Here is a 20,451-nt window from a genome sequence, read left to right on the forward strand (position 1 = left end):
CTCCCCCAACGGCCGCCGTCGACCCGATCGTACGCCGACCGCTCTTGTGGGAAGGTGCCAAAGCTTGCTGACAAGTCGTCTCGCATACTTGTTGGTAACAGCGTCTAGCCGCACCCCGACCCGCGCCTCTACCGTCGTCGGCATGCCGAACCTGCCCGATGTCGTGCTCTGGTCCATACCGGCGTTCGTCCTGCTCACCGTCCTGGAGATGGTCAGCTACCGACTCCATCCCGACGAGGACTCCGCCGGGTACGAGGTCAAGGACGCCGCCACCAGCCTCGGCATGGGGATCGGCAGCCTCGTCTTCGACCTCTTGTGGAAGATTCCGGTCGTCGCGATCTATACGGCGGTCTACGAGCTCACCCCGCTCCGCGTCCCCGTCCTGTGGTGGACGATCCCGCTGATGCTGCTCGCCCAGGACTTCTTCTACTACTGGCAGCACCGCGGCCACCACGTCATCCGGGTCCTGTGGGCCTGCCACGTCGTGCATCACAGCAGCCGCAAGTTCAACTTCACCACCGCGTTGCGCCAGCCCTGGACCAGCTTCACGTCCTGGCCGTTCTATCTGCCGATGATCGCCCTCGGCGTGCACCCGGCCGCCATCGCCTTCTGCTACTCGGTCAACCTCGTGTACCAGTTCTGGATCCACACCGAGCGCATCGACAGGCTGCCCCGGCCCTTCGAGTACGTCCTCAACACCCCCTCCCACCACCGCGTCCACCACGCCTCCCAGGGCGGCTACCTGGACCGGAACTTCGGCGGGATCCTGATCGTCTGGGACCGGCTCTTCGGCTCCTGGGTCGGTGAGACCGAGAGGCCCGTGTTCGGGCTCACCAAGAACATCGAGACGTACAACCCGCTGCGCGTCGCCACCCACGAGTACGCCGCCATCGCCCGCGACGTCCGCGCCGCGACCAGCTGGCGCGAGCGCGCCGGACGGGTCTTCCGGGGGCCGGGATGGCAGCCCGGGCCGCAACCGCCGAAGAGCACCGGCCCTGCCACCGCCGCGGAGCCCGTCGCGTGAGCGCCCGTACCGCCGGTACCGCGCGGACCGCGGCCCCCGCCGCCGGCGCGCTCTCCCGCGCCCTCCTCGTCGCCTTCGCGCTCGCCGTCGCCGTCGACCTGGTCTCGCTCCTCCTCACCGAAGCCCACGCCGGCGCCGAACTCGGCCACCGGATCGCCAAACCGCTCCTGATGCCGCTGCTCGCCGCGTACGCCGCCACCCGGGGCGCCCCCAAGCTCCTGATCGCCGCACTGCTCTTCGGCTGGGGCGGTGACGTCTTCCTGCTGTTCGACGCCGACTGGGCCTTCCTCGTCGGCATGAGCTCCTTCGCCGCAGGACACGTCTGCTACCTGGCCCTCTTCGGACGACGGCGTACGTCCGTCCCGCTCGGGATCGTCTACACCGCCGCCCTCGTCACCACCGTCGCGCTCCTGTGGCCCGACCTCCCCGCCGACCTGCGGATCCCCGTCGCCGGCTACTCCCTCCTCCTGACCGCGATGGCCTACCGCGCCGGGTCCCTCGGGCTCACCGCAGGCATCGGCGGCGCGCTCTTCCTGCTCTCCGACACCCTCATCGCGACCGGGGTCGCACAGTGGCCCCAGCTGCCCGCCCCCGACTTCTGGGTCATGTCCACCTACCTCGCCGCCCAGTACCTCCTGACCACAGGCGTGCTCGCGCAGGCGTACGGTGAGCGGAGTACCGCCGCCTGACAGCAAGGAACGTCCGCCATGCGCGCCACCACCATCCACGCCCCGTTCGACATGCGCGTGGAGGACGTGCCCGACCCCGCGATCCAGGACGCCACCGACGTCGTCGTCCGGGTCCTGCGCGCCTGCATCTGCGGGAGCGACCTGTGGGCCTACCGAGGCGAGTCGGCCCGGCAGCCCGGTCAGCGGATCGGGCACGAGTTCCTGGGGATCGTCGAGGAGGCGGGCGCGGACGTCGCCGGCTTCGCCGCCGGTGACCTCGTCGTCGCCCCGTTCGTCTGGTCCGACGGCACCTGCGACTACTGCGCCGAAGGACTCCAGACCTCCTGCCCGCGCGGCGGCTTCTGGGGCTCGGTCGGCTCCGACGGCGGGCAGGGCGAAGCCGTCCGCGTGCCCTTCGCCGACGGCACCCTCGTCAAGCTGCCCGCCGAGGCCGCCTCCGACGACCACCTGCTGACCGCCCTCCTCGCCCTCTCCGACGTCCTGGGCACCGGCCACCACGCCGCCCTCGGCGCGGGCGTCCGCAAGGGCTCCACCGTCGCGGTCGTCGGTGACGGCGCCGTCGGCCTGTGCGGCGTGCTCGCCGCCAAGCGGCTCGGCGCCGAGCGGATCATCGCGCTCGGCCGCCACACCGTCCGTACCGACATCGCCCGCGCCTTCGGCGCCACCGACGTCGTCGCGGAGCGCGGCGAGGCCGCCGAGGCCGCCGTCCTCGAACTCACCGGCGGCCAGGGCGCCCACGCCGTCATCGAGGCCGTCGGCACCGAGCAGTCGATGCGCACGGCCGTCGCCATCGCCCGCGACGGTGGCTCCGTCGGCTACGTCGGCGTCCCGCACGGCTCCGGTACGGGGCTCGACCTCTCCGTCATGTTCGACCGGAACATCGCCCTGCGCGGCGGCGTCGCCCCGGTCCGCGCGTACATCCCGGAGCTGCTTCCGGACGTCCTCGACGGCACGATCGACCCCTCCCCGGTCTTCGACCTGACCGTCGGCCTCGACGGCGTCCCGGGCGGCTACCGGGCGATGGACGAGCGCACCGCCCTGAAGGTCCTCGTCAAGCCCTGAGCCACACAGGGTCGTCCCCGCCCTGAAGGCCCGGCGGACGCGACCAGCCCGCCGGGCCACCCTCGTACGAGACGGGCGACCGCGCGTGCCGCAGCAGGCCCAGCGGGCCGTGCGTCTCCGTGAGGTACCGCTCCGGCTCGTCAGGGGCGCCCCCCACGGCCGAAGGTCCGTGGGGGAGCGCGTGCGTCAGCCAGTGGCCGGTCTGCGCCAGAGCCAGGCGTACGAGACGGGTCCCGCCCTCCCGCTCCTGCTCGGTCAAGGAGCGCAGCACCGCCGCCGCCAGGAGGTAGCCCGTGCCGTGGTCCAGGGCCTGGGCGGGCAGCGCGCCCGGCTGCTCCGGCGAGCCCTCGGTCACCGCGATCCCGGTCGCCACCTGCACCAGGCTGTCGAAGCCGCGCCGCTCGCGCCAGGGCCCGTAGTCACCCCAGGCCGAGAGCCGGGCGGTCACCAGACCGGGCCGGTCGAGGCCGAAGCGGTCCAGGGCGCCGGGGCGGTAGCCGGTGACCAGGACGTCCGCCGCGTCAAGGAGCTCCTCGAACGTCCTGCGGTCCGACGGGCTGTCCAGGTCGAGCGCGGTCGTCCGCTTGCCGATGTCCGTGTCCGCGTGCTGGTCGGGCAGTTCGGGGTTGCCCGGCGGGTCGATCCGCAGCACGTCCGCGCCGAGCAGCGCCAGCGTCCGCGTCGCGACCGGCCCGGCGATGACCCGGGTCAGGTCCAGGACCCGCAGCGGGCCGCCCGAGCGCCGCCTCGGCGCCGCGTCGTCCAGCCGCTCCCGCGTCAGCAGCGGCCGCGCGGCCACCTCCCGGCCCTGCTCGTGCGCCGCCCACTCCTCGGGCGTCCGCAGCGCGACGGCCAGGCCCCCGGCCCCGTACACCGCCGTCTCGACCTCGACGGCCTTCCGCTCGGCGATCGCCGCCGCGACGGCCTCCACCGACCCGTCCCGTACACCGAGAGCCGACAGCAACGCGCCCCGGTGGTGGGGGTAGTTGGCGTGCGTACGGACCCAGCCGTCGGAGGACCGCCAGAAGCGGGACAGCGGCGCGAAGACCACCGGAGCCCGCCCGTCCACCCGGAGGTGACGCTCACTCACGAAGGCGGTGGCCACGGCCCCGTCGTCGACGCGGACCCTTCCCGCGGAACCGTCCCGCTCCACCGCCGCGAGCCCCGCGACCGCGACCGTCGCCCGCGCCAGCTCCCTCACCGGCAGCCGGGCCGGCAACAGCCCGGAGGGACCGGTGAAGGCCACCCGGTCGACCAGGGCGGGATCGCCGCCCAGCTCCGACCACAACAACTCCGTACCCGTACGCACTGTGTTGTCCATCCGCGCATGATGGCACTCCGTGCCATGCGAAGGGGCCCTGGTGTGGCGTACCGCACCAGGGCCCCTCCTCACGCGTCGTGTCAGCGGCGGACCGCGTCCAGCGCGTCCACGAGACCGGCCCCGTAGAAGCCGTTCTTGTTCTTGCCGCCCTCGCAGACGGCGTCGATCTTGCCGTCACCCTCGATGTCGTACGGGTTCGTGCAGGCGCGGTCGTCGGCCTGCGCGTACAGCAGGGCCTTGAGCGCGGCCGGGCTCGCGTTCGGGTGCGTCGACTTCAGCAGCGCGAGCACACCGGCGGCGTGCGGCGCGGCCATCGACGTACCGGCCTTGTAGTTGTAGCCGCCGTTGACCGTGGTCGACAGGATCCGGCCGTTGACCGCCGGGGCGTCCGGGGTCTGGTACTCGGTACGGTCGCCGCCGGGAGCCGAGATGTCGACGACGCCGAGACCGTAGTTGGAGTACGAGGCCTTCAGGTCCTTGGCGCCCGTCGCGGAGACGGTGACCACGCCCGGCAGCATCGCCGGGTAGTCGAGGCACTCCTGCGGGTCGATGACCCGGGTCACCGGCGTGGTGTCGTTCGGGCTGGTGACGTCCGTGAGCTCGTCCGCCGCCAGGTCCATCTTGGAGTTGCCGGCCGCCGCGACGTTGACCGTGCCCTTGCGCTCCGCGTAGCGGGTCGCACGGGTGACGGCCTCGATCAGGGCCTTCTGGTCGGCGTCGTTCTTGCACGCGAACAGCCACGGGTCGGTGTAGTAGCTGTTGTTGGTGATCTCGACACCGCGCTCGGCCGCCCACATGAAGCCGCAGACCACGGCCTCGGTGTAGAAGAAGCCGTCGGTCGTGGACACCTTGATGCCCGAGACCTTCACGCCCGGCGCGACACCGGTGATGCCCGTGCCGTTCTTGGCGGCGGCGATGGTGCCGGCGACGTGCGTGCCGTGGTCGCTCTCGCCCGCCTGCGGACGCCACGAGCCGGGGGTGGTGTCCGGCTTGCCGGTGACGCAGTTGGCCGAGGCGCGGGCGTCGAAGTTCGGCGCCAGGTCCGGGTGGGTGTCGTCGACACCCGTGTCGATCACGGCGACCGTGACCTTGCTGCTGCCGAGGGTCTTCCTGTGGGCCTGGTCCGCCTTGATGGCGGGCAGGTCCCACTGCAGCGGCTCCAGCGCGTCCTGGGCGTCCGTGGCACGGGCCGCGGCGGAGGTGGCCTCGGCCGCGGTGAGCGCCTGACCGCCCTCGCCGACGGAGGTGTCCTTCTGGACGGAGAGCGGGGCGGTGCGCGTCGAACCGGCCGACACCACACCCCGGGCCTTACGGATCGTCGTCGCGAACTCAGGGTTCTGCGAGTGGACGACTATCACGCCTATCTGGTCATAGGAGATGACCACCGTGCCTCCGGCCGCGGCTATCGCCTTCTTCACCGAGGCGGCCGTCGAGCGGCCCCCGTCGATGTTGACGACGTACGACAGCTTGGGGGCGCTCGTCGAGGCGGCGGTCGTCGCGGGGGCGTCGCTCAGTTCGGCGGCGGACGCGCCCGCCGGAAGGAAGCCGAGCGAGGCCGTGAGCGCGAGACCGGCAGGCAGAGCGAGTACTCTGCCGCGCCTCGATCCCAGATGAGCCATGGGTTCTCCACATCATCCGTATGTACTGCCCGTACGCCGTTTGCGCACGGGCAGGTGCATGACGAGTGAAGTTATCGCTGATCTTCCCGTGCCATCAATGAGTTGAGGCGGATTGATGTGGATCCGGAGGAATATCCAGGAGGAAAACCACTCCCGGTGAACCGCTTCGCCGTGCGCTCCGTGCCGTTGTGCAGGGGAGGAGCTCCGGTCGGAGCCCCGTCGCCCACCCCCAGTGAGGCCCCTTTGTCCATGCCCACCGCACCCGCGCCCCAAGGAGATTCCGTGGTCACCGAAGCACCGCCGCCCCCGGACGGCCCCGAAGCCGCCGCCGGCCCCGTCCAGCCCACGACCGAGGCTTTCGTCGAGGTGCAGGAAAGTGCGGAATTCGGCGAACTGCGCCGTACGTACCGCTCCTTCGCCTTCCCCCTGACGGTCGCCTTCATCGCCTGGTACCTGCTGTACGTGCTGCTCTCCAACTACGCGGGCGGCTTCATGGGCACCAAGCTCTTCGGCAACATCAACGTGGCCCTCGTCCTCGGCCTCGGCCAGTTCGCCACCACCTTCCTCATCGCCTGGCTCTACTCCCGCCACGCGGCCGACCGCCTCGACCCGAAGGCCGAGGCCATCAAGTCCCGTATGGAGGTCGACGCGTGAACAGCTCCACCCTCCTGCTGGCGGCGGACAGCGCGACCACCGAGCACCGGCCGCTGATCATCACCCTCTTCGGTGCCTTCGTCGTCGCCACGCTCGTCATCACCGTCTGGGCGGGCCGCCAGACCAAGAGCGCCGCCGACTTCTACGCCGGCGGCCGCCAGTTCACCGGCTTCCAGAACGGCCTGGCGATCTCGGGCGACTACATGTCGGCCGCGTCCTTCCTCGGCATCGCCGGAGCCATCGCGCTCTTCGGCTACGACGGCTTCCTGTACTCCATCGGCTTCCTGGTCGCCTGGCTGGTCGCCCTGCTCCTGGTCGCCGAGCCGCTGCGCAACTCCGGCCGGTTCACCATGGGCGACGTCCTCGCCTACCGGATGCGCCAGCGCCCGGTCCGTACCGCCGCCGGCACCTCCACGATCGTCGTCTCGATCTTCTACCTGCTCGCACAGATGGCCGGCGCGGGCGTCCTCGTCTCGCTGCTCCTCGGCATCACCAGCGACGGCGGCAAGATCGCCATCGTCGCCCTGGTCGGCGTCCTGATGATCGTGTACGTCACCATCGGCGGCATGAAGGGCACCACCTGGGTGCAGATGGTCAAGGCCGTCCTGCTCATCGCGGGCACGCTCCTGATCACCTTCCTCATCCTGCTGAAGTTCAACTTCAACCTCTCCGACCTGCTCGGCGCGGCCGCCACCAACAGCGGCAAGGGCCAGGCCTTCCTGGAGCCCGGGCTCAGGTACGGCGCGACCAGCATCTCCAAGCTGGACTTCCTCTCGCTCGGCATCGCGCTCGTCCTCGGCACCGCCGGCCTGCCGCACATCCTGATCCGCTTCTACACGGTGCCGACCGCCAAGGCCGCCCGTAAGTCGGTCAACTGGGCGATCGGCATCATCGGCGCCTTCTACCTGATGACGATCGTCCTCGGCTTCGGCGCCGCCGCCCTGCTGAAGAACAGCGACATCATCGCCTCGAACAAGGCGGGCAACACGGCCGCGCCGCTCGCGGCCCTGGAGATCGGCGGCGGAGCCGACTCCACCGGAGGCGCGATCCTGCTCGCCGTGATCTCCGCCGTCGCGTTCGCCACCATCCTCGCGGTGGTCGCCGGACTGACCCTGGCCTCCTCGTCCTCCTTCGCGCACGACATCTACGCCAACGTCATCCGGCGCGGAAAGGCCACGGAGAAGGAGGAGGTCCGCGCGGCGCGCTGGGCCACCGTCCTCATCGGCGTCGTCTCGATCGCCCTGGGCGCGCTCGCCCGCGACCTCAACGTCGCCGGCCTGGTCGCCCTCGCCTTCGCCGTCGCGGCCTCCGCCAACCTGCCGACGATCCTCTACAGCCTGTTCTGGAAGCGGTTCACCACGCAGGGCGCGCTCTGGTCGATCTACGGCGGTCTGATCTCGTCGGTCGTCCTGGTGCTCTTCTCGCCGGTCGTCTCCGGCAAGCCGACCTCGATGTTCAAGGGCGTCGACTTCTACTGGTTCCCGCTGGAGAACCCGGGCCTCGTCTCGATCCCGCTGGGCTTCCTGCTCGGCTGGCTCGGCTCCCTCCTCTCCAAGGAGGGACCGGACAAGGGCAAGTACGCCGAACTGGAGGTCAAGTCCCTCACCGGTGTCGGAGCGCACTGACCCGTAACCCTCGGTGACCGTTACTCGGCCTCGTCGTAGGGTCCTACGACGAGGCCGACGCGGTCCCGTTCCAATCGGCCCCTCCAGGTTGTCGGTGTCCTCGCGTAGGCTCGCTGTATAAATCACCGAACGACGGGGAGGGGGCCACAGTGCTCATCGACACGTACGGCCGAGTCGCCACCGACCTGCGCGTCTCGCTCACCGACCGGTGCAACCTGCGGTGCACGTACTGCATGCCGGAGGAAGGTCTGCAGTGGCTGGCCAAGCCCGACCTGCTGAGCGACGACGAGATCGTCCGGCTGGTACGGATCGCGGTCACCGATCTCGGTGTCACCGAGGTCCGCTTCACCGGCGGTGAGCCGCTGCTCCGCCCCGGCCTCGTCGGCATCGTCGAGCGCTGCGCGGCCCTGGAGCCCCGCCCCAAGATGTCCCTGACCACGAACGGCATCGGACTGAAGCGGACGGCCGCCGCCCTGAAGGCCGCCGGCCTGGACCGGGTCAACGTCTCGCTCGACACCCTGCGGCCGGAGGTCTTCAAGACCCTGACCCGCCGCGACCGCCACCACGACGTGATCGACGGCATGGCCGCCGCCCGTGACGCCGGGCTCACCCCGGTCAAGGTCAACGCGGTCCTGATGCCCGGGCTCAACGACGACGAGGCCCCCGACCTGCTGGCCTGGGCGGTGGAGAACGGCTACGAACTGCGGTTCATCGAGCAGATGCCCCTGGACGCCCAGCACGGCTGGAAGCGCGACGGCATGATCACCGCCGGGGACATCCTGGAGTCGCTGCGCACCCGCTTCGACCTGACGCCCGAGGGCTCGGACGAGCGTGGTTCGGCCCCCGCCGAGCGCTGGGTCGTGGACGGCGGACCGCACACCGTGGGCGTCATAGCCTCCGTCACCCGCCCGTTCTGCCGAGCCTGCGACCGGACCCGGCTGACCGCCGACGGCCAGGTGCGCACGTGCCTGTTCGCCACCGAGGAGACCGACCTGCGGGCCGCGCTGCGCTCGGACGCGCCGGACGCGGAGATCGCCCGGATCTGGAAGCTGGCGATGTGGGGCAAGAAGGCGGGCTCGGGCCTGGACGACCCGAGCTTCCTGCAGCCCGAGCGCCCGATGTCAGCGATCGGCGGCTGAGTCGCCCGAGCCCCCGGCCGGGGGCTCCCAGTCCGCGAGCGGGACGACGTCCTTGAGGAAGCCCCGTACCCCCAGGAACTGGGAGAGGTGCTCGCGGTGCTCCTCGCAGGCGAGCCAGGTCTTGCGGCGCTCGGGCGTGTGCAGCTTGGGGTTGTTCCATGCCAGTACCCACACGGCATCGGCGCGGCAGCCCTTGGCGGAGCAGATCGGCGTCTCGATCGGGGTCTCGTCACTCACCGGATTGATCACGCGATCATTGTCCAGCAATGGCGATGCCGGGCAGCCACGGGGGGAGCTGCCCGGCATCGGTCCGTCGCTCCGACGGGGGATGCGGAGCGCGTAGGAAGTATGTCACGGGGACTGGGGTGTGGTGCACCGGAACTTCATGATTGATCTGAGCTTTTCCTGAGCTTTTAGGTCGCCTTGGATTGCCGCGATGATCAACTCTGACCGGGTGGACGTTCCGTACCCGGTTCCGCCGGGGCGCCCCCGAGCGGGAGCTCGGGCCGGCTCGGCCCCGGTACGAACGTCGAGGGGAGGGTCGGCGGCTTCTCCCGTCCCGCGTTGGCGATCACCACGGCGATGTAGGGGAGCAGCCCACCGAGCACCAGAGCCACGATGGCCACGTGACGTTCGACGTTCCACAGGACGACCGCGGCGATGACGGACAGCGTCCGTATCGTCATCGAGATCACGTACCGCCGTTCCCGGCCGCGCACGTCCTCGGCGAGGCCCTGCCGGGCCCCGGTGATTCGGAAGACCTCGGGGCCGCCATGCTTCCGCATCACATTCCACCGCCAGCGTCCACGCCGGACACTCCCCGTTCCGGACCTGCCTCCACGGTACGCCTGACGTCCGACGGCGAGGATGTCGGGTCACGTATGGATCCGTCCGACATGCGGTGTACGGCCGCCGGGATGAGACTGGGCCCACATGCGCAGATCGCGCCGCATGAGGAGGCGACTATGAGTTGGTTGTGGGCAATCATCGTGGGCCTGGTCCTCGGTCTGATCGCCAAGGCGATCATTCCGGGCAAGCAGCAGATCCCGCTGTGGCTGACGACCGTGTGCGGCATTCTCGGCAGCATTCTCGGCAACTCCGTCGCCGGCTGGATCGGGGTCGAGGACACCAAGGGCATCGACTGGATCCGCCACCTGCTCCAACTCGTCGGCGCGATCGTCGTGGTGGGCCTCGGCGACATGCTGTGGAACGCGATCCGCGGCAACCGGCAACGAGCCTGAGCCGGGACGCGGCGCAGTCCGGTACGCACCCGCGCGACCGGCCGCGGTGACGGTGCCGACGTCGGCGCCCGGACAGGACGGAGGCCGGTACGCGCGTCACGCGCGGGTACCGGCCTCCGCCGTGTTCTTCACCTCGGGGGCGTCAGCCCTCCGCGCCGGTCACGAGCTCGATCGCCGCCAGGTTCTTCTTGCCCCGGCGCAGCACGAGCCAGCGGCCGTGCAGCAGCTCGTCCGCCGCCACCTCGGCGTCCTCGGCGGTCACCTTCGCGTTGTTCACGTAGGCCCCGCCCTCCTTCATCGTCCGGCGCGCCGCCGACTTGCTCGGCGCCAGGCCGACCTCCGTGAACAGGTCCACGACCTGCCCGAGCGCGCTCACGCGCGCGTGCGGCAGCTCCGAGAGCGCCGCCGCCAGCGTCGCCTCGTCCAGTTCGGCCAGGTCACCCTGTCCGAACAGCGCCTTCGAGGCGTTGATGACGGCCGCGCACTGCTCGGCGCCGTGCACCAGCGTCGTCAGCTCCTCGGCAAGGGCCCGCTGCGCGGTCCGTGCCTGCGGCCGCTCGGCGGTGAGCTGCTCCAGCTCCTCCAGCTCCTCGCGGGACTTGAAGGACAGGATCCGCATGTACGTGGAGATGTCCCGGTCGTCCACGTTCAGCCAGAACTGGTAGAACGCGTACGGCGTCGTCATCTCCGCGTCGAGCCAGACGGCCCCGCCCTCGGTCTTGCCGAACTTCGTGCCGTCGGCCTTGACCATCAGCGGCGTCGCCAGCGCGTGGACCTGCGCCCCCGGCTCCAGCTTGTGGATCAGGTCGAGCCCCGCCACCAGGTTGCCCCACTGGTCCGAACCGCCCTGCTGGAGGGTGCAGCCGTACCGCCGGTACAGCTCCAGGAAGTCCATGCCCTGCAGCAGCTGGTAGCTGAACTCGGTGTAGCTGATGCCCTGCTCGGACTCCAGGCGCCGGGCCACGGAATCCTTGGTCAGCATCTTGTTGACCCGGAAGTGCTTGCCGATGTCCCGCAGGAACTCGATCGCGGACAGGCCCGCGGTCCAGTCCAGGTTGTTCACCATGACCGCCGCGTTCTCCCCCTCGAAGGAGAGGAACGGCTCGATCTGGCTCCGCAGCCGGTTCACCCAGTTCGCGACCGTCTCCGGGTCGTTCAGGGTGCGCTCGGCCGTCGGGCGCGGGTCGCCGATCTGGCCCGTGGCCCCGCCGACCAGCGCCAGCGGCCGGTGACCGGCCTGCTGGAGCCGGCGGACGGTGAGCACCTGGACCAGGTGACCGACGTGGAGGCTGGCCGCGGTCGGGTCGAAACCGCAATAGAACGTGACAGGACCGTCCGCGAGAGCCTTGCGCAGTGCGTCCTCGTCGGTGGACTGGGCGAACAGCCCGCGCCACTTGAGCTCGTCGACGATGTCCGTCACGATTCTCGGTCTCCTTGGTTGATGGTTGTCACGCCGTGCTCAGTCTATGGGGGTCAGACACCCTTGCTGACCGAGCTCATGTTGAAGTCCGGCACCCGCAGCGCCGGCATCGCGGCCCTGGTGAACCAGTCGCTCCACTCGCGCGGCAGCGTCTTCTCGGTCCGGCCCGCCTCCGAGGCCCGCGACAGCAGGTCCACCGGCGACTCGTTGAACCGGAAGTTGTTCACCTCGCCCACCACCTCGCCGTTCTCCACGAGGTAGACGCCGTCCCGGGTCAGACCGGTCAGCAGCAGCGTCGCCGGGTCGACCTCGCGGATGTACCAGAGGCAGGTGAGCAGCAGCCCGCGCTCGGTGGCGGCGACCATCTCGTCCAGGGACCGCTCCCCGCCGCCCTCCAGGATCAGGTTCCCCGCCCCGGGCGCCACGGGCAGGCGCGTGAGCGCCGCCGTGTGCCGCGTGGTGATGAGCTGCTCCAGCCTGCCCTCCCGGACCCAGTCCGTCCGGCCCACCGGCAGACCGTTGTCGAAGACGGAGGTGTCGTCGCCCGAGGAGTGCGCGATCACGAACGGCGCGGATTCGAGGCCCGGCTCGTTCGGGTCGCTGCGCAGTGTCAGCGGCAGCGGGGAGAGCGTCTCGCCGAGGCGCGTGCCGCCGCCCGGCTTGGAGAAGACCGTCCGGCCCTCCACCGCGTCCCGCGCCGCCGAGGACCACAGCTGGTAGATCAGCAGGTCGGCCACCGCGGTCGGCGGCAGCAGCGTCTCGTACCGCCCGGCCGGCAGCTCGATCCTGCGCTCCGCCCAGCCGAGCCGCTTGGCCAGGTCGGCGTCGAGCGCCGCCGGGTCGACGTCCTTGAAGTCCCGCGTGGAGCGCCCGGCCCACGCGGACCGCGAGCGGTCCGGGGACTTGGCGTTGAGCTCCAGCGTGCCCGTGGGCTGGTCGTGCCGCAGCCGCAGCCCCGTCGACGTACCGAGGTAGGTCGAGGTCAGCTCGTGGTGGGCGAAGCCGTACAGCTCGCGGCCACCGGCCCGGGCGCGGGCGAAGGCCTCGCCGAGCGCGGGCGCGAAGTCCGTGAAGACGGCGGAGCCGGTCTCGGCCGGAGCGTCCGTGAAGTCCGGCGAGGCGTCCACGCCTTCGATCAGCGGCTGCGCGTCCTCGGCGGGCCCCGCGGCCCGGGCGGCGGCCTCCGCGGCCCGCACCAGCGGCTCCAGGTCCTCGGCGGTCACCGCCGAGCGCGAGACGACCCCCGACGCGGTGCCCTGGGCGCCGTCCACGGTGGCGACGACGGTGAGCGTACGGCCGCGGGTCACCCCGTTCGTCGTCAGCGCGTTGCCCGCCCAGCGCAGGTTGGCCGAGGACTCCTCGTCGGCGATGACGACACACCCGTCGGCCCGGGACAGCTCGAGCGCCCGCTCGACGATCTCGTACGGCTTGGTGGAACGCGAGCTCATCGACCGGCCTCCTGCGTGGTGTTCAGACTGTGCTTGCCCGGGGGGCGACCCCCGGACCCCCGGCAGATCATGTGGCGCGAGCTCATCGACCGGCCTCCTGCGTCGTGTTCAGAATGTTGACGCCCCGGAAGAGGGCGGAGGGGCAGCCGTGGGAGACGGCCGCGACCTGGCCCGGCTGGGCCTTGCCGCAGTTGAACGCGCCGCCCAGGACGTACGTCTGCGGGCCGCCGACCTTCTCCATCGAGCCCCAGAAGTCCGTCGTCGTCGCCTGGTACGCGACGTCCCGCAGCTGCCCGGCCAGCCGGCCGTTCTCGATGCGGAAGAAGCGCTGACCGGTGAACTGGAAGTTGTAGCGCTGCATGTCGATCGACCACGAGCGGTCGCCGACCACGTAGATCCCGCGCTCGACCCCGCCGATCAGATCCTCCGTGGACAGACCGCCCGGATCCGGCTGGAGCGAGACGTTCGCCATCCGCTGCACCGGCACATGCCCGGGCGAGTCGGCGAACGCGCAGCCGTTCGACCGGCCCAGGCCCGTCAGCTTCGCGATCCGCCGGTCCAGCTGGTACCCGACGAGCGTGCCGTCCTTCACCAGGTCCCAGCTCTGCGCCTCGACGCCCTCGTCGTCGTACCCGATCGTCGCGAGGCCGTGCTCGGCGGTGCGGTCACCCGTCACGTTCATGATGGACGAGCCGTACGCCAGCTTCCCCAGCTGGTCGAAGGTGGCGAACGAGGTCCCCGCGTACGCCGCCTCGTAGCCGAGCGCCCGGTCCAGCTCCGTGGCGTGGCCGATCGACTCGTGGATAGTCAGCCAGAGGTTCGACGGGTCGACCACCAGGTCGTACGTCCCTGCCTCCACGCTCGGCGCCCGCATCTTCTCCGCGAGCAGCCCCGGGATCTGTTCCAGCTCCGCGTCCCAGTCCCAGCCCGTGCCGGTCAGGTACTCCCAGCCCCGACCGACCGGCGGCGCGATCGTCCGCATCGAGTCGAACTCGCCCGTCGTCCCGTCCACGGCGACCGCCGTGAGCTGCGGGTGCAGCCGGACCCGCTGCTGGGTGGTGACCGTGCCCGCCGTGTCCGCGTAGAACTTGTTCTCCTGGACGGTCATCAGCGAGGCGTCCACGTGCGCCACGCCGTCCGCCCGCAGCAGCCGGTCGCTCCAGTCGGCGAGCAGCGCGCTCTTGTCGGCGTCCGGGACGTCGAAGGGGTTGATCTCGTACGAGGAGATCCAGGTCTTCTCGGCGTGCACCGGCTCCTCGGCCAGCTCCACCCTCTCGTCCGAGCCGGCCGCCGCGATCACCTTCGCGGACAGCTTGGCCATGGCGACGGCCTGCGAGGCGACCCGCGCCGCCCCGTCCATGGTCAGATCCACCCCGGAGGCGAACCCCCACGCCCCGCCGTGCACCACCCGCACCGCGTAGCCGAGGTCCGTGGTGTCCGAGGAACCCGAGGGCTTGGCGTCCCGCAGCCGCCACGTGGCGCTGCGCACCCGCTCCAGCCGGAAGTCCGCGTGGTCGCAGCCGAGGGCACGCGCGCGTGCGAGCGCCGCGTCGGCCAGCGCCCGCAGCGGCAGCGCCGTGAAGGCCGCGTCGATCGAATGGATCCCTGAGGGCACAGCTGTCTCCTGTCGTATGAGACCGGTCGCCCCCGATCATGTCGCGCTTGGGGCCGCCACGCCCAGAGCTTTATGTAGGGACCCGACAGTGACATTCGTACGCCACTGTCAGGGGCCGATCCCTCGTGCCCGAGGCCGGACCGATAGGTTTTCGGTATCCAGACCGCTGTTGAAAGATCGAAAGGGTGATCCGTTGAGCCGCTCGGTTCTCGTCACCGGAGGCAACCGGGGCATCGGCCTCGCCATCGCCCGCGCGTTCGCCGAGGCCGGCGACAAGGTCGCGATCACGTACCGGTCGGGTGAGCCGCCGGCCGGCTTCCTTGCCGTCAAGTGCGACATCACCGACGGCGAGCAGGTGGAGCAGGCGTACAAGGAGATCGAGGAGAAGCACGGTCCGGTGGAGGTCCTGGTGGCGAACGCCGGGGTCACCAAGGACCAGCTCCTGATGCGCATGAGCGAGGACGACTTCACCACCGTCCTCGACACCAACCTGACCGGCACCTTCCGGGTCGTCAAGCGCGCCAACCGCGGCATGCTGCGGGCCAAGAAGGGCCGCGTCGTCCTGATCTCCTCGGTCGTGGGCCTCCTCGGCTCGGCGGGGCAGGCGAACTACGCCGCCTCCAAGGCCGGCCTGGTCGGCTTCGCCCGCTCCCTGGCCCGTGAGCTCGGCTCGCGCAACATCACGTTCAATGTCGTCGCCCCCGGTTTCGTCGACACCGACATGACCGCGGTTCTGACCGAGGAGCAGCGCGCGGGCATCGTGTCCCAGGTGCCGCTGGGCCGCTACGCGCAGCCCGAGGAGATCGCCGCCGCGGTGAAGTTCCTCGCCTCGGACGACGCCTCGTACATCACTGGAGCCGTCATCCCGGTTGACGGCGGATTGGGCATGGGTCACTGATCACCATGAGCGGAATTCTCGAGGGCAAGCGCATCCTGATCACCGGTGTGCTGATGGAGTCCTCCATCGCCTTCCACGCCGCCAAGCTGGCCCAGGAGCAGGGCGCGGAGATCATCCTCACCGCCTGGCCGCGGCCGACGCTGACGGAGCGCATCGCCAAGAAGCTGCCCGAGCCCGACAAGGTCAAGGTCCTGGAGCTCGACGTCTCCAACGACGAGCACCTCGCGCGCCTCGAGGGCCAGGTCCGCGAGCACCTCGGCGACCGGCTCGACGGCATCGTGCACTCCATCGGCTTCGCGCCGCAGGACGCGCTCGGCGGCAACTTCCTGAACACGCCGTTCGAGTCCGTCGCGACGGCCATGCACATCTCCGCCTTCTCCCTGAAGTCGCTGACGATGGCGCTGCTGCCGCTGATGAGCGAGGGCGGCGCGGTCGTCGGCCTGACCTTCGACGCGAAGTTCGCCTGGCCGCAGTACGACTGGATGGGCCCGGCCAAGGCCGCCCTGGAGGCCACCAGCCGCTACATGGCGCGCGACCTCGGCAAGCAGAACATCCGCTGCAACCTGGTCTCGGCGGGTCCGCTCGGCTCGATGGCCGCGAAGTCGATCCCCGGCTTCGGCGATCTGGCCTCGGTGTGGGACTCCCGCTCCCCGCTGGAGTGGGACCTGCAGGACCCGGAGCCGACCGGCCGCGCCATCGTCGCGCTGCTCTCCGACTGGTTCCCGAAGACGACCGGCGAGATCATCCACGTCGACGGCGGTCTGCACGCGATCGGCGCGTAAGCACTCACCCGTACGGCCGTACGAAAGGCCGGGTCGCCCCTGTCAGGGGGCGCCCGGCCTTCGTCGTACCGGAGCCCTCGGCCCGAGTCGAAAACTCCGGCCACCCGCCCCAAACTGGGTCAGAGCGTGACATCCGGCTACTGGTGGGGAGGAGGTACGGGCATGCGCGTGTCGCACCGCAGGGCCGCCGCTCTCGCCTCGGCCGCCGCACTCCTCGCCGGGCTCTGTGTCGCCGCCGAGGTCCGTGCCGCTCCCGCCCCGACGGACGAGACCCCGGCGCCGGTGGCACGGGACGACGAGGAGTTCGGGGCCTCCTGCCGCACGGTCGTCGACGGCTCCCACGTCAGCGCCTACTGCCAGAACCCGTACCCCACCACCGACCGCGTCCGGCTGCACGTCGAGTGCGACCGCTGGTGGGACGTCGACACCGACAGCGCCCCCGTCGACGTCGGCCCGACCGCCTACGCCCAGCTCAGCGGCCGCTGCTGGAAGGAGGTCCGCTCCGCCTGGCTCACCCACCAGCCGGTCGGACAGCCCCCGTCACCGGCCCCAGGTCCCGGACGCACATGAAGGGATACCCGGCCGCCTCCGCCGCCGCCGTCTCCGCGTCGCCGGACCGGATCGCCTCCACCAGGCGCCCATGGTCCATGTGGTGCTCCGGCCGCAGCTCCTGGCCCAGGTCGTCGCGCAGCCACTGCCGCAGGACGTGGCCGAGGTCCGCGTAGAGCTCGGTCAGCACCTCGTTGTGCGAGGCGACCACCACCGCGTGGTGGAAGGCGCCGTCCGCCGTCACGAACCGCTCGGCGTCGCCCGAGGCCCAGGCCTCCTCGCGGCCCGCGAGCAGGGCGTCCAGCTGCTTCATGTCACGGTCGGTGCGCCGGTGCGCCGCGAGCCGCGCCGCCGACGACTCCAGCGTGGAGCGCAGCTCCGCGATGTGCCGGGGGTCGGAATCGGCGAACCGGCGGTGCATGACCCCGGCCAGCTCGCTCGTCGCGACCACGTAGGTCCCCGAGCCCTGCCGGATGTCGAGCAGCCCGTTGTGCGCGAGCGCCCGCACCGCCTCGCGCACGGTGTTGCGGGCCACGCCCAGCTGGTCGACCAGCTCCGGTTCGGTCGGGATCCGGGACCCGACCGGCCATTCACCGGAGGTGATCTGGTTCCGCAGCTCGGTGATCACCTGATCGGAGAGCCCGGAACGCCGGGGAGAGCCGAGCACCATGGAGCACCTTCCATTCGTTCCGGATCTGCTCCGGTCGTTCGAGTTGGTCCCGGATGGGGTTCGAGACGGGTCGAGAGGGGTTCGTGATTGGTTCAGGATTGGACAACCAATCATCCCATGATTCTATGATGGCGCCATGCCTGACGAGCCGAAGACCCTGACGACCGCCGTACCACCGGCCCGTACCCACGCCCCCAGCACGGCCGCCACCACCGCGCATTCTCCCGCACCGGACCGCCCGGCCCTGTGGGTGACCCGGCTCGTCGTCGTCGCTCTCGTCCTCGCAGCGCTCAACCTCCGCCCCGCCATCACCAGCCTCGGCGCCCTCCTCGAAGAGGTCCGCGACGGGCTCCACATGAGCGGCAGCGTGGCCGGCGTCCTCACCTCCGTCCCCCCGCTCTGCTTCGCGATCTTCGGCATCACCGCACCCCGCCTCGCCCGCCGCTTCGGCCCCACGGCCGTCGTCTGCGCCGGCATGGCGGCGATCTTCGCGGGCCTCGCGGTCCGCCCCTTCGCCTCCGGCACCGTCGGCTTCCTCGCCGCCAGCGCCCTCGCCCTCATGGGCATCGCCGTCAGCAACGTCCTCATGCCCGTCATCGTCAAGCGGTACTTCCCCGGCCGCGTCGGCACCATGACCGGGCTCTACTCGATGGCGCTCGCCCTCGGCACCTCCCTGGCCGCCGCCGCGACCGTGCCCATGACCGAGGCGCTGGGCGGCAGTTGGCGCACCGGACTCGGCGTCTGGGCGGCCCTCGCGGCTCTCGCGGTCCTGCCCTGGATCCCGCTCGTACGCGACCGGGCGACCACGTCGACGACCGGCCCCGCCACGGACAGCACCGCCACGGAGACCGCCGCCAAGGGGTCCCGGAGCGCCCAGGGCCCCGCCGCCCCGGCTTCCGCGAGCGCCCCGCTCCGGATCACCCGCAGCCGCACCGCGTGGGCCCTCGGCGCCTTCTTCGGCCTCCAGGCCACCGGCGCGTACATCACCATGGGCTGGATGCCGCAGATCTTCCGCGACGCCGGAGTCCCCGCCGGCACGGCCGGTGTGCTGCTCGCCGTCACGATGGTCATGGGCGTCCCGCTCGCCTTCGTCATCCCCGGCCTCGCGACCCGCCTCAAGACCCAGGGCCCGATCGTCATCGCGCTGGGCCTGTGCGGCCTCGTCGGCTACAGCGGCCTCTACCTCGCCCCGGCGGCGGGCGCCTGGGCCTGGGCGCTGCTCCTCGGCGTCTCCAACTGCGCCTTCCCGCTCGCGCTGACCATGATCGGGCTGCGCTCGCGCACCGGCGCCGGTGTCGTCCGGCTCTCCGCCTTCGCGCAGAGCGTCGGCTACCTCATCTCCATCCCCGGGCCGCTCCTGGTCGGCGTGCTCTACCAGCACAGCGGCGGCTGGGGCCTGCCCATCGCGCTGATGGCCGGACTGATGGTCCCGCAGATGATCATCGGCACCCTCGCCGGACGGGACCGGACCGTTGAGGACGAATGCTGAGATGCGAGACTGTCTCCATGCCAGTGCTCGACCCGAACCCCCAGAACGGCCAGAAGAAGCTCCTGCTCGTGCTCGGCGCGATGCTCGGAATCTCGGTCGTGATCGCCGTCATCGCCACCATCGCCTCCCCGTGACCCCCGCCGGGTGACCGTCCGTCGGCGCCCGGCACGGGGTGGGGTCAACCCCACCATCCCCTAGGGGGTGAGTGTCAGGGTGAAGTAGGTGGATCACCGGATGGGCCCGCCGCGAGCCGCTCCGTAGCGTGGAGACATCGCCGCAGTCACCCGCTGCGGACGTTGTCCCGACCCCCGGAGGCGGCCATGTCGGCCCGTACGCACACCCGGACCCCGTCCCCGTCCGTCGGCGGTGTCGACACCCGGCTGCCCTGGTGGGCGCTGGCTCTGCCCGTGGCCGCGTTCGTCGCCCTCTTCCTGCTCATAGCGGGCTCGAGCGGCGCCTCCGCGACCGGTGGCGAGCCCACGGTCGGCCGCCTCCTGGTGCAGATCCAGCAGTCGCTGCCCCACTGACCCTCCGTCCGCCCACCGCCCGCGGTCCGGCCCAACACCCTGCGCCCGGCAGCCCGTTTCATGGGAAGCTGGAGCGCATGAGCGTCGCAGCGACTTCCGGGGGGACACCCCCCGGACCCCCCGAACCCCGCACGATGGTGCTGCTCCGGCATGCCAAGGCCGACTGGCCCCAGGTGTCCGACCATGAGCGACCGCTCGCCGAGCGCGGCCGCACGGACGCGCCCGTGGCCGGCCGCAAGCTCGCCGACACAGGGATCACCTTCGATCTGGCCCTCTGCTCGACCGCCGTCAGGACCCGTGAGACCTGGAAGCTGGCCGTGCACGAGCTGCCGCACCGCCCCAGGACCGTGTACGAGGAGCGGCTGTACGATGCCTCGCTCGGCGATCTGATCGCCTTGGTCAACGAGGTCCCCGACGAGGTGCGGTCCCTCGTCGTCATCGGCCACAACCCCGGAATGCACGCGCTCTCCGACGCCCTCGCGGGCTCGGCCGAGGGCGACGCGCTGGCCCGGATGAACCGGGGCGGCTTCCCGACCGCCGCCTTCTCCGTCCTCACCTTCGACGGCTCCTGGAAGTCCGTGGAGCACGGCGTGGGCACCCTCGTCGACTACTGGGCACCGCACAGCTGATCCGTACACCCCTCGCGGACGGCGGAAGGCCCGGTCACCGAGAGGTGACC

At 71.0% G+C, this 20,451-nt stretch carries 22 protein-coding genes; 14 read left to right on the plus strand and 8 right to left on the minus strand.

Annotation, left to right across the window (positions count from 1 at the left end; all coding sequences use genetic code 11):
• Positions 1-142: 142 nt before the first annotated feature.
• The 3 genes from ACWF79_RS29270 to ACWF79_RS29280 are packed head-to-tail and all read left to right on the plus strand — an operon-like array spanning position 143 to position 2,775.
• Positions 143-1,024, plus strand: coding sequence for a sterol desaturase family protein (locus ACWF79_RS29270; protein WP_453731172.1), 882 nt, complete (start codon positions 143-145; stop codon positions 1,022-1,024).
• A complete protein-coding gene (locus ACWF79_RS29275) occupies positions 1,021-1,713 on the plus strand; it encodes a lysoplasmalogenase (RefSeq protein ID WP_453731173.1) in 693 nt (230 codons plus the stop codon). The genes ACWF79_RS29270 and ACWF79_RS29275 overlap by 4 nt, the downstream gene beginning before the upstream one ends.
• Before the next feature lie 18 nt (positions 1,714-1,731).
• Positions 1,732-2,775 carry a zinc-dependent alcohol dehydrogenase family protein gene (locus tag ACWF79_RS29280; protein WP_453731174.1) on the plus strand — a complete coding sequence of 348 codons (1,044 nt, stop codon included), beginning with the start codon at positions 1,732-1,734 and terminating at the stop codon, positions 2,773-2,775.
• On the opposite strand, the gene ACWF79_RS29285 is transcribed toward ACWF79_RS29280, so the two are convergent.
• The gene (locus ACWF79_RS29285; RefSeq protein ID WP_453731175.1) at positions 2,765-4,096 is read right to left on the minus strand and encodes a CoA transferase; all 1,332 of its coding nucleotides are present in this window, start codon (positions 4,094-4,096) and stop codon (positions 2,765-2,767) included. The genes ACWF79_RS29280 and ACWF79_RS29285 overlap by 11 nt on opposite strands.
• Before the next feature lie 80 nt (positions 4,097-4,176).
• Complete coding sequence (locus tag ACWF79_RS29290) at positions 4,177-5,715, minus strand: S8 family serine peptidase (RefSeq protein WP_453731176.1); 1,539 nt, start codon at positions 5,713-5,715, stop codon at positions 4,177-4,179.
• Between the two features lie 282 nt (positions 5,716-5,997).
• Here ACWF79_RS29290 and ACWF79_RS29295 point away from each other — a divergent pair, with 282 nt between their 5' ends.
• From ACWF79_RS29295 to moaA, 3 genes are all read left to right on the plus strand, one after another.
• A complete protein-coding gene (locus ACWF79_RS29295; protein WP_453731177.1) occupies positions 5,998-6,369 on the plus strand; it encodes a DUF485 domain-containing protein in 372 nt (123 codons plus the stop codon).
• Entirely contained in the window at positions 6,366-7,994 is a 1,629-nt protein-coding gene (locus tag ACWF79_RS29300) for a solute symporter family protein (RefSeq protein ID WP_453731178.1), read from the plus strand. Before ACWF79_RS29295 ends, ACWF79_RS29300 begins: the two co-directional genes overlap by 4 nt.
• A gap of 149 nt (positions 7,995-8,143) precedes the next feature.
• Entirely contained in the window at positions 8,144-9,133 is a 990-nt protein-coding gene (gene moaA / locus ACWF79_RS29305) for a GTP 3',8-cyclase MoaA (protein ID WP_453731179.1), read from the plus strand.
• Here moaA and ACWF79_RS29310 read toward each other — a convergent pair.
• The gene (locus ACWF79_RS29310; RefSeq protein WP_453731180.1) at positions 9,116-9,382 is read right to left on the minus strand and encodes a hypothetical protein; all 267 of its coding nucleotides are present in this window, start codon (positions 9,380-9,382) and stop codon (positions 9,116-9,118) included. The two genes, moaA and ACWF79_RS29310, sit on opposite strands and share 18 nt — an antisense overlap.
• Positions 9,383-9,573: 191 nt before the next feature.
• Positions 9,574-9,918, minus strand: coding sequence for a DUF3099 domain-containing protein (locus ACWF79_RS29315; protein WP_453731181.1), 345 nt, complete (start codon positions 9,916-9,918; stop codon positions 9,574-9,576).
• Positions 9,919-10,098: 180 nt separating this feature from the next.
• Between ACWF79_RS29315 and ACWF79_RS29320 the strand changes: the two genes are divergently transcribed.
• Complete coding sequence (locus tag ACWF79_RS29320; protein ID WP_453731182.1) at positions 10,099-10,374, plus strand: GlsB/YeaQ/YmgE family stress response membrane protein; 276 nt, start codon at positions 10,099-10,101, stop codon at positions 10,372-10,374.
• Positions 10,375-10,516: 142 nt separating this feature from the next.
• Here the strand turns inward: ACWF79_RS29320 and tyrS are convergent, their stop codons facing one another.
• The 3 genes from tyrS to ACWF79_RS29335 form a co-directional block, all read right to left on the minus strand.
• Positions 10,517-11,794 (minus strand): tyrosine--tRNA ligase, encoded by a 1,278-nt coding sequence (tyrS, locus tag ACWF79_RS29325; protein WP_453731183.1) that lies wholly within the window; start codon positions 11,792-11,794, stop codon positions 10,517-10,519.
• A 53-nt stretch (positions 11,795-11,847) separates the two neighbouring features.
• Positions 11,848-13,242 carry a metallopeptidase TldD-related protein gene (locus ACWF79_RS29330; protein ID WP_453731184.1) on the minus strand — a complete coding sequence of 465 codons (1,395 nt, stop codon included), beginning with the start codon at positions 13,240-13,242 and terminating at the stop codon, positions 11,848-11,850.
• A gap of 82 nt (positions 13,243-13,324) precedes the next feature.
• A complete protein-coding gene (locus ACWF79_RS29335; protein WP_453731192.1) occupies positions 13,325-14,845 on the minus strand; it encodes a TldD/PmbA family protein in 1,521 nt (506 codons plus the stop codon).
• Between the two features lie 205 nt (positions 14,846-15,050).
• Between ACWF79_RS29335 and fabG the strand changes: the two genes are divergently transcribed.
• The 3 genes from fabG (at position 15,051) to ACWF79_RS29350 (ending at position 17,107) form a co-directional block, all read left to right on the plus strand.
• A complete protein-coding gene (gene fabG, locus ACWF79_RS29340) occupies positions 15,051-15,755 on the plus strand; it encodes a 3-oxoacyl-[acyl-carrier-protein] reductase (RefSeq protein WP_453731185.1) in 705 nt (234 codons plus the stop codon).
• 5 nt (positions 15,756-15,760) lie between these two features.
• The gene (fabI, locus tag ACWF79_RS29345) at positions 15,761-16,537 is read left to right on the plus strand and encodes an enoyl-ACP reductase FabI (RefSeq protein ID WP_453731186.1); all 777 of its coding nucleotides are present in this window, start codon (positions 15,761-15,763) and stop codon (positions 16,535-16,537) included.
• A gap of 162 nt (positions 16,538-16,699) precedes the next feature.
• Positions 16,700-17,107 carry a hypothetical protein gene (locus ACWF79_RS29350; RefSeq protein ID WP_453731187.1) on the plus strand — a complete coding sequence of 136 codons (408 nt, stop codon included), beginning with the start codon at positions 16,700-16,702 and terminating at the stop codon, positions 17,105-17,107.
• On the opposite strand, the gene ACWF79_RS29355 is transcribed toward ACWF79_RS29350, so the two are convergent.
• Complete coding sequence (locus tag ACWF79_RS29355; protein ID WP_453731188.1) at positions 17,049-17,756, minus strand: FadR/GntR family transcriptional regulator; 708 nt, start codon at positions 17,754-17,756, stop codon at positions 17,049-17,051. The genes ACWF79_RS29350 and ACWF79_RS29355 overlap by 59 nt on opposite strands.
• A 136-nt stretch (positions 17,757-17,892) precedes the next feature.
• Between ACWF79_RS29355 and ACWF79_RS29360 the strand changes: the two genes are divergently transcribed.
• The 4 genes from ACWF79_RS29360 to ACWF79_RS29375 all read left to right on the plus strand — a co-directional run bounded on the left by ACWF79_RS29360 (position 17,893) and on the right by ACWF79_RS29375 (position 20,401).
• Positions 17,893-19,245, plus strand: a complete 1,353-nt coding sequence (locus ACWF79_RS29360; RefSeq protein WP_453731189.1) for a CynX/NimT family MFS transporter — start codon at positions 17,893-17,895, stop codon at positions 19,243-19,245.
• A gap of 17 nt (positions 19,246-19,262) precedes the next feature.
• Positions 19,263-19,379, plus strand: coding sequence for an SGM_5486 family transporter-associated protein (locus ACWF79_RS29365; RefSeq protein ID WP_261992078.1), 117 nt, complete (start codon positions 19,263-19,265; stop codon positions 19,377-19,379).
• A gap of 186 nt (positions 19,380-19,565) precedes the next feature.
• A complete protein-coding gene (locus tag ACWF79_RS29370; protein WP_453731190.1) occupies positions 19,566-19,772 on the plus strand; it encodes a hypothetical protein in 207 nt (68 codons plus the stop codon).
• A 77-nt stretch (positions 19,773-19,849) separates the two neighbouring features.
• Complete coding sequence (locus ACWF79_RS29375; RefSeq protein WP_453731191.1) at positions 19,850-20,401, plus strand: SixA phosphatase family protein; 552 nt, start codon at positions 19,850-19,852, stop codon at positions 20,399-20,401.
• Positions 20,402-20,451 lie beyond the last annotated feature (50 nt).

Source organism: Streptomyces sp. NPDC054975 (genome assembly GCF_053609105.1).

Excerpts from the sequence above, each read along its gene's own strand:
- ACWF79_RS29270 (WP_453731172.1), top strand. The coding sequence starts at position 143 with ATGCCGAACCTGCCCGATGTCGTGCTCTGGTCCATACCGGCGTTCGTC.
- ACWF79_RS29280 (WP_453731174.1), top strand. The coding sequence starts at position 1,732 with ATGCGCGCCACCACCATCCACGCCCCGTTCGACATGCGCGTGGAGGAC.
- ACWF79_RS29285 (WP_453731175.1), bottom strand. The coding sequence starts at position 4,096 with ATGGACAACACAGTGCGTACGGGTACGGAGTTGTTGTGGTCGGAGCTG.
- ACWF79_RS29290 (WP_453731176.1), bottom strand. The coding sequence starts at position 5,715 with ATGGCTCATCTGGGATCGAGGCGCGGCAGAGTACTCGCTCTGCCTGCC.
- ACWF79_RS29315 (WP_453731181.1), bottom strand. The coding sequence starts at position 9,918 with ATGCGGAAGCATGGCGGCCCCGAGGTCTTCCGAATCACCGGGGCCCGG.
- ACWF79_RS29320 (WP_453731182.1), top strand. The coding sequence starts at position 10,099 with ATGAGTTGGTTGTGGGCAATCATCGTGGGCCTGGTCCTCGGTCTGATC.
- ACWF79_RS29330 (WP_453731184.1), bottom strand. The coding sequence starts at position 13,242 with ATGAGCTCGCGTTCCACCAAGCCGTACGAGATCGTCGAGCGGGCGCTC.
- fabI (WP_453731186.1), top strand. The coding sequence starts at position 15,761 with ATGAGCGGAATTCTCGAGGGCAAGCGCATCCTGATCACCGGTGTGCTG.
- ACWF79_RS29350 (WP_453731187.1), top strand. The coding sequence starts at position 16,700 with ATGCGCGTGTCGCACCGCAGGGCCGCCGCTCTCGCCTCGGCCGCCGCA.
- ACWF79_RS29355 (WP_453731188.1), bottom strand. The coding sequence starts at position 17,756 with ATGGTGCTCGGCTCTCCCCGGCGTTCCGGGCTCTCCGATCAGGTGATC.
- ACWF79_RS29360 (WP_453731189.1), top strand. The coding sequence starts at position 17,893 with ATGCCTGACGAGCCGAAGACCCTGACGACCGCCGTACCACCGGCCCGT.
- ACWF79_RS29365 (WP_261992078.1), top strand. The coding sequence starts at position 19,263 with ATGCCAGTGCTCGACCCGAACCCCCAGAACGGCCAGAAGAAGCTCCTG.
- ACWF79_RS29370 (WP_453731190.1), top strand. The coding sequence starts at position 19,566 with ATGTCGGCCCGTACGCACACCCGGACCCCGTCCCCGTCCGTCGGCGGT.
- ACWF79_RS29375 (WP_453731191.1), top strand. The coding sequence starts at position 19,850 with ATGAGCGTCGCAGCGACTTCCGGGGGGACACCCCCCGGACCCCCCGAA.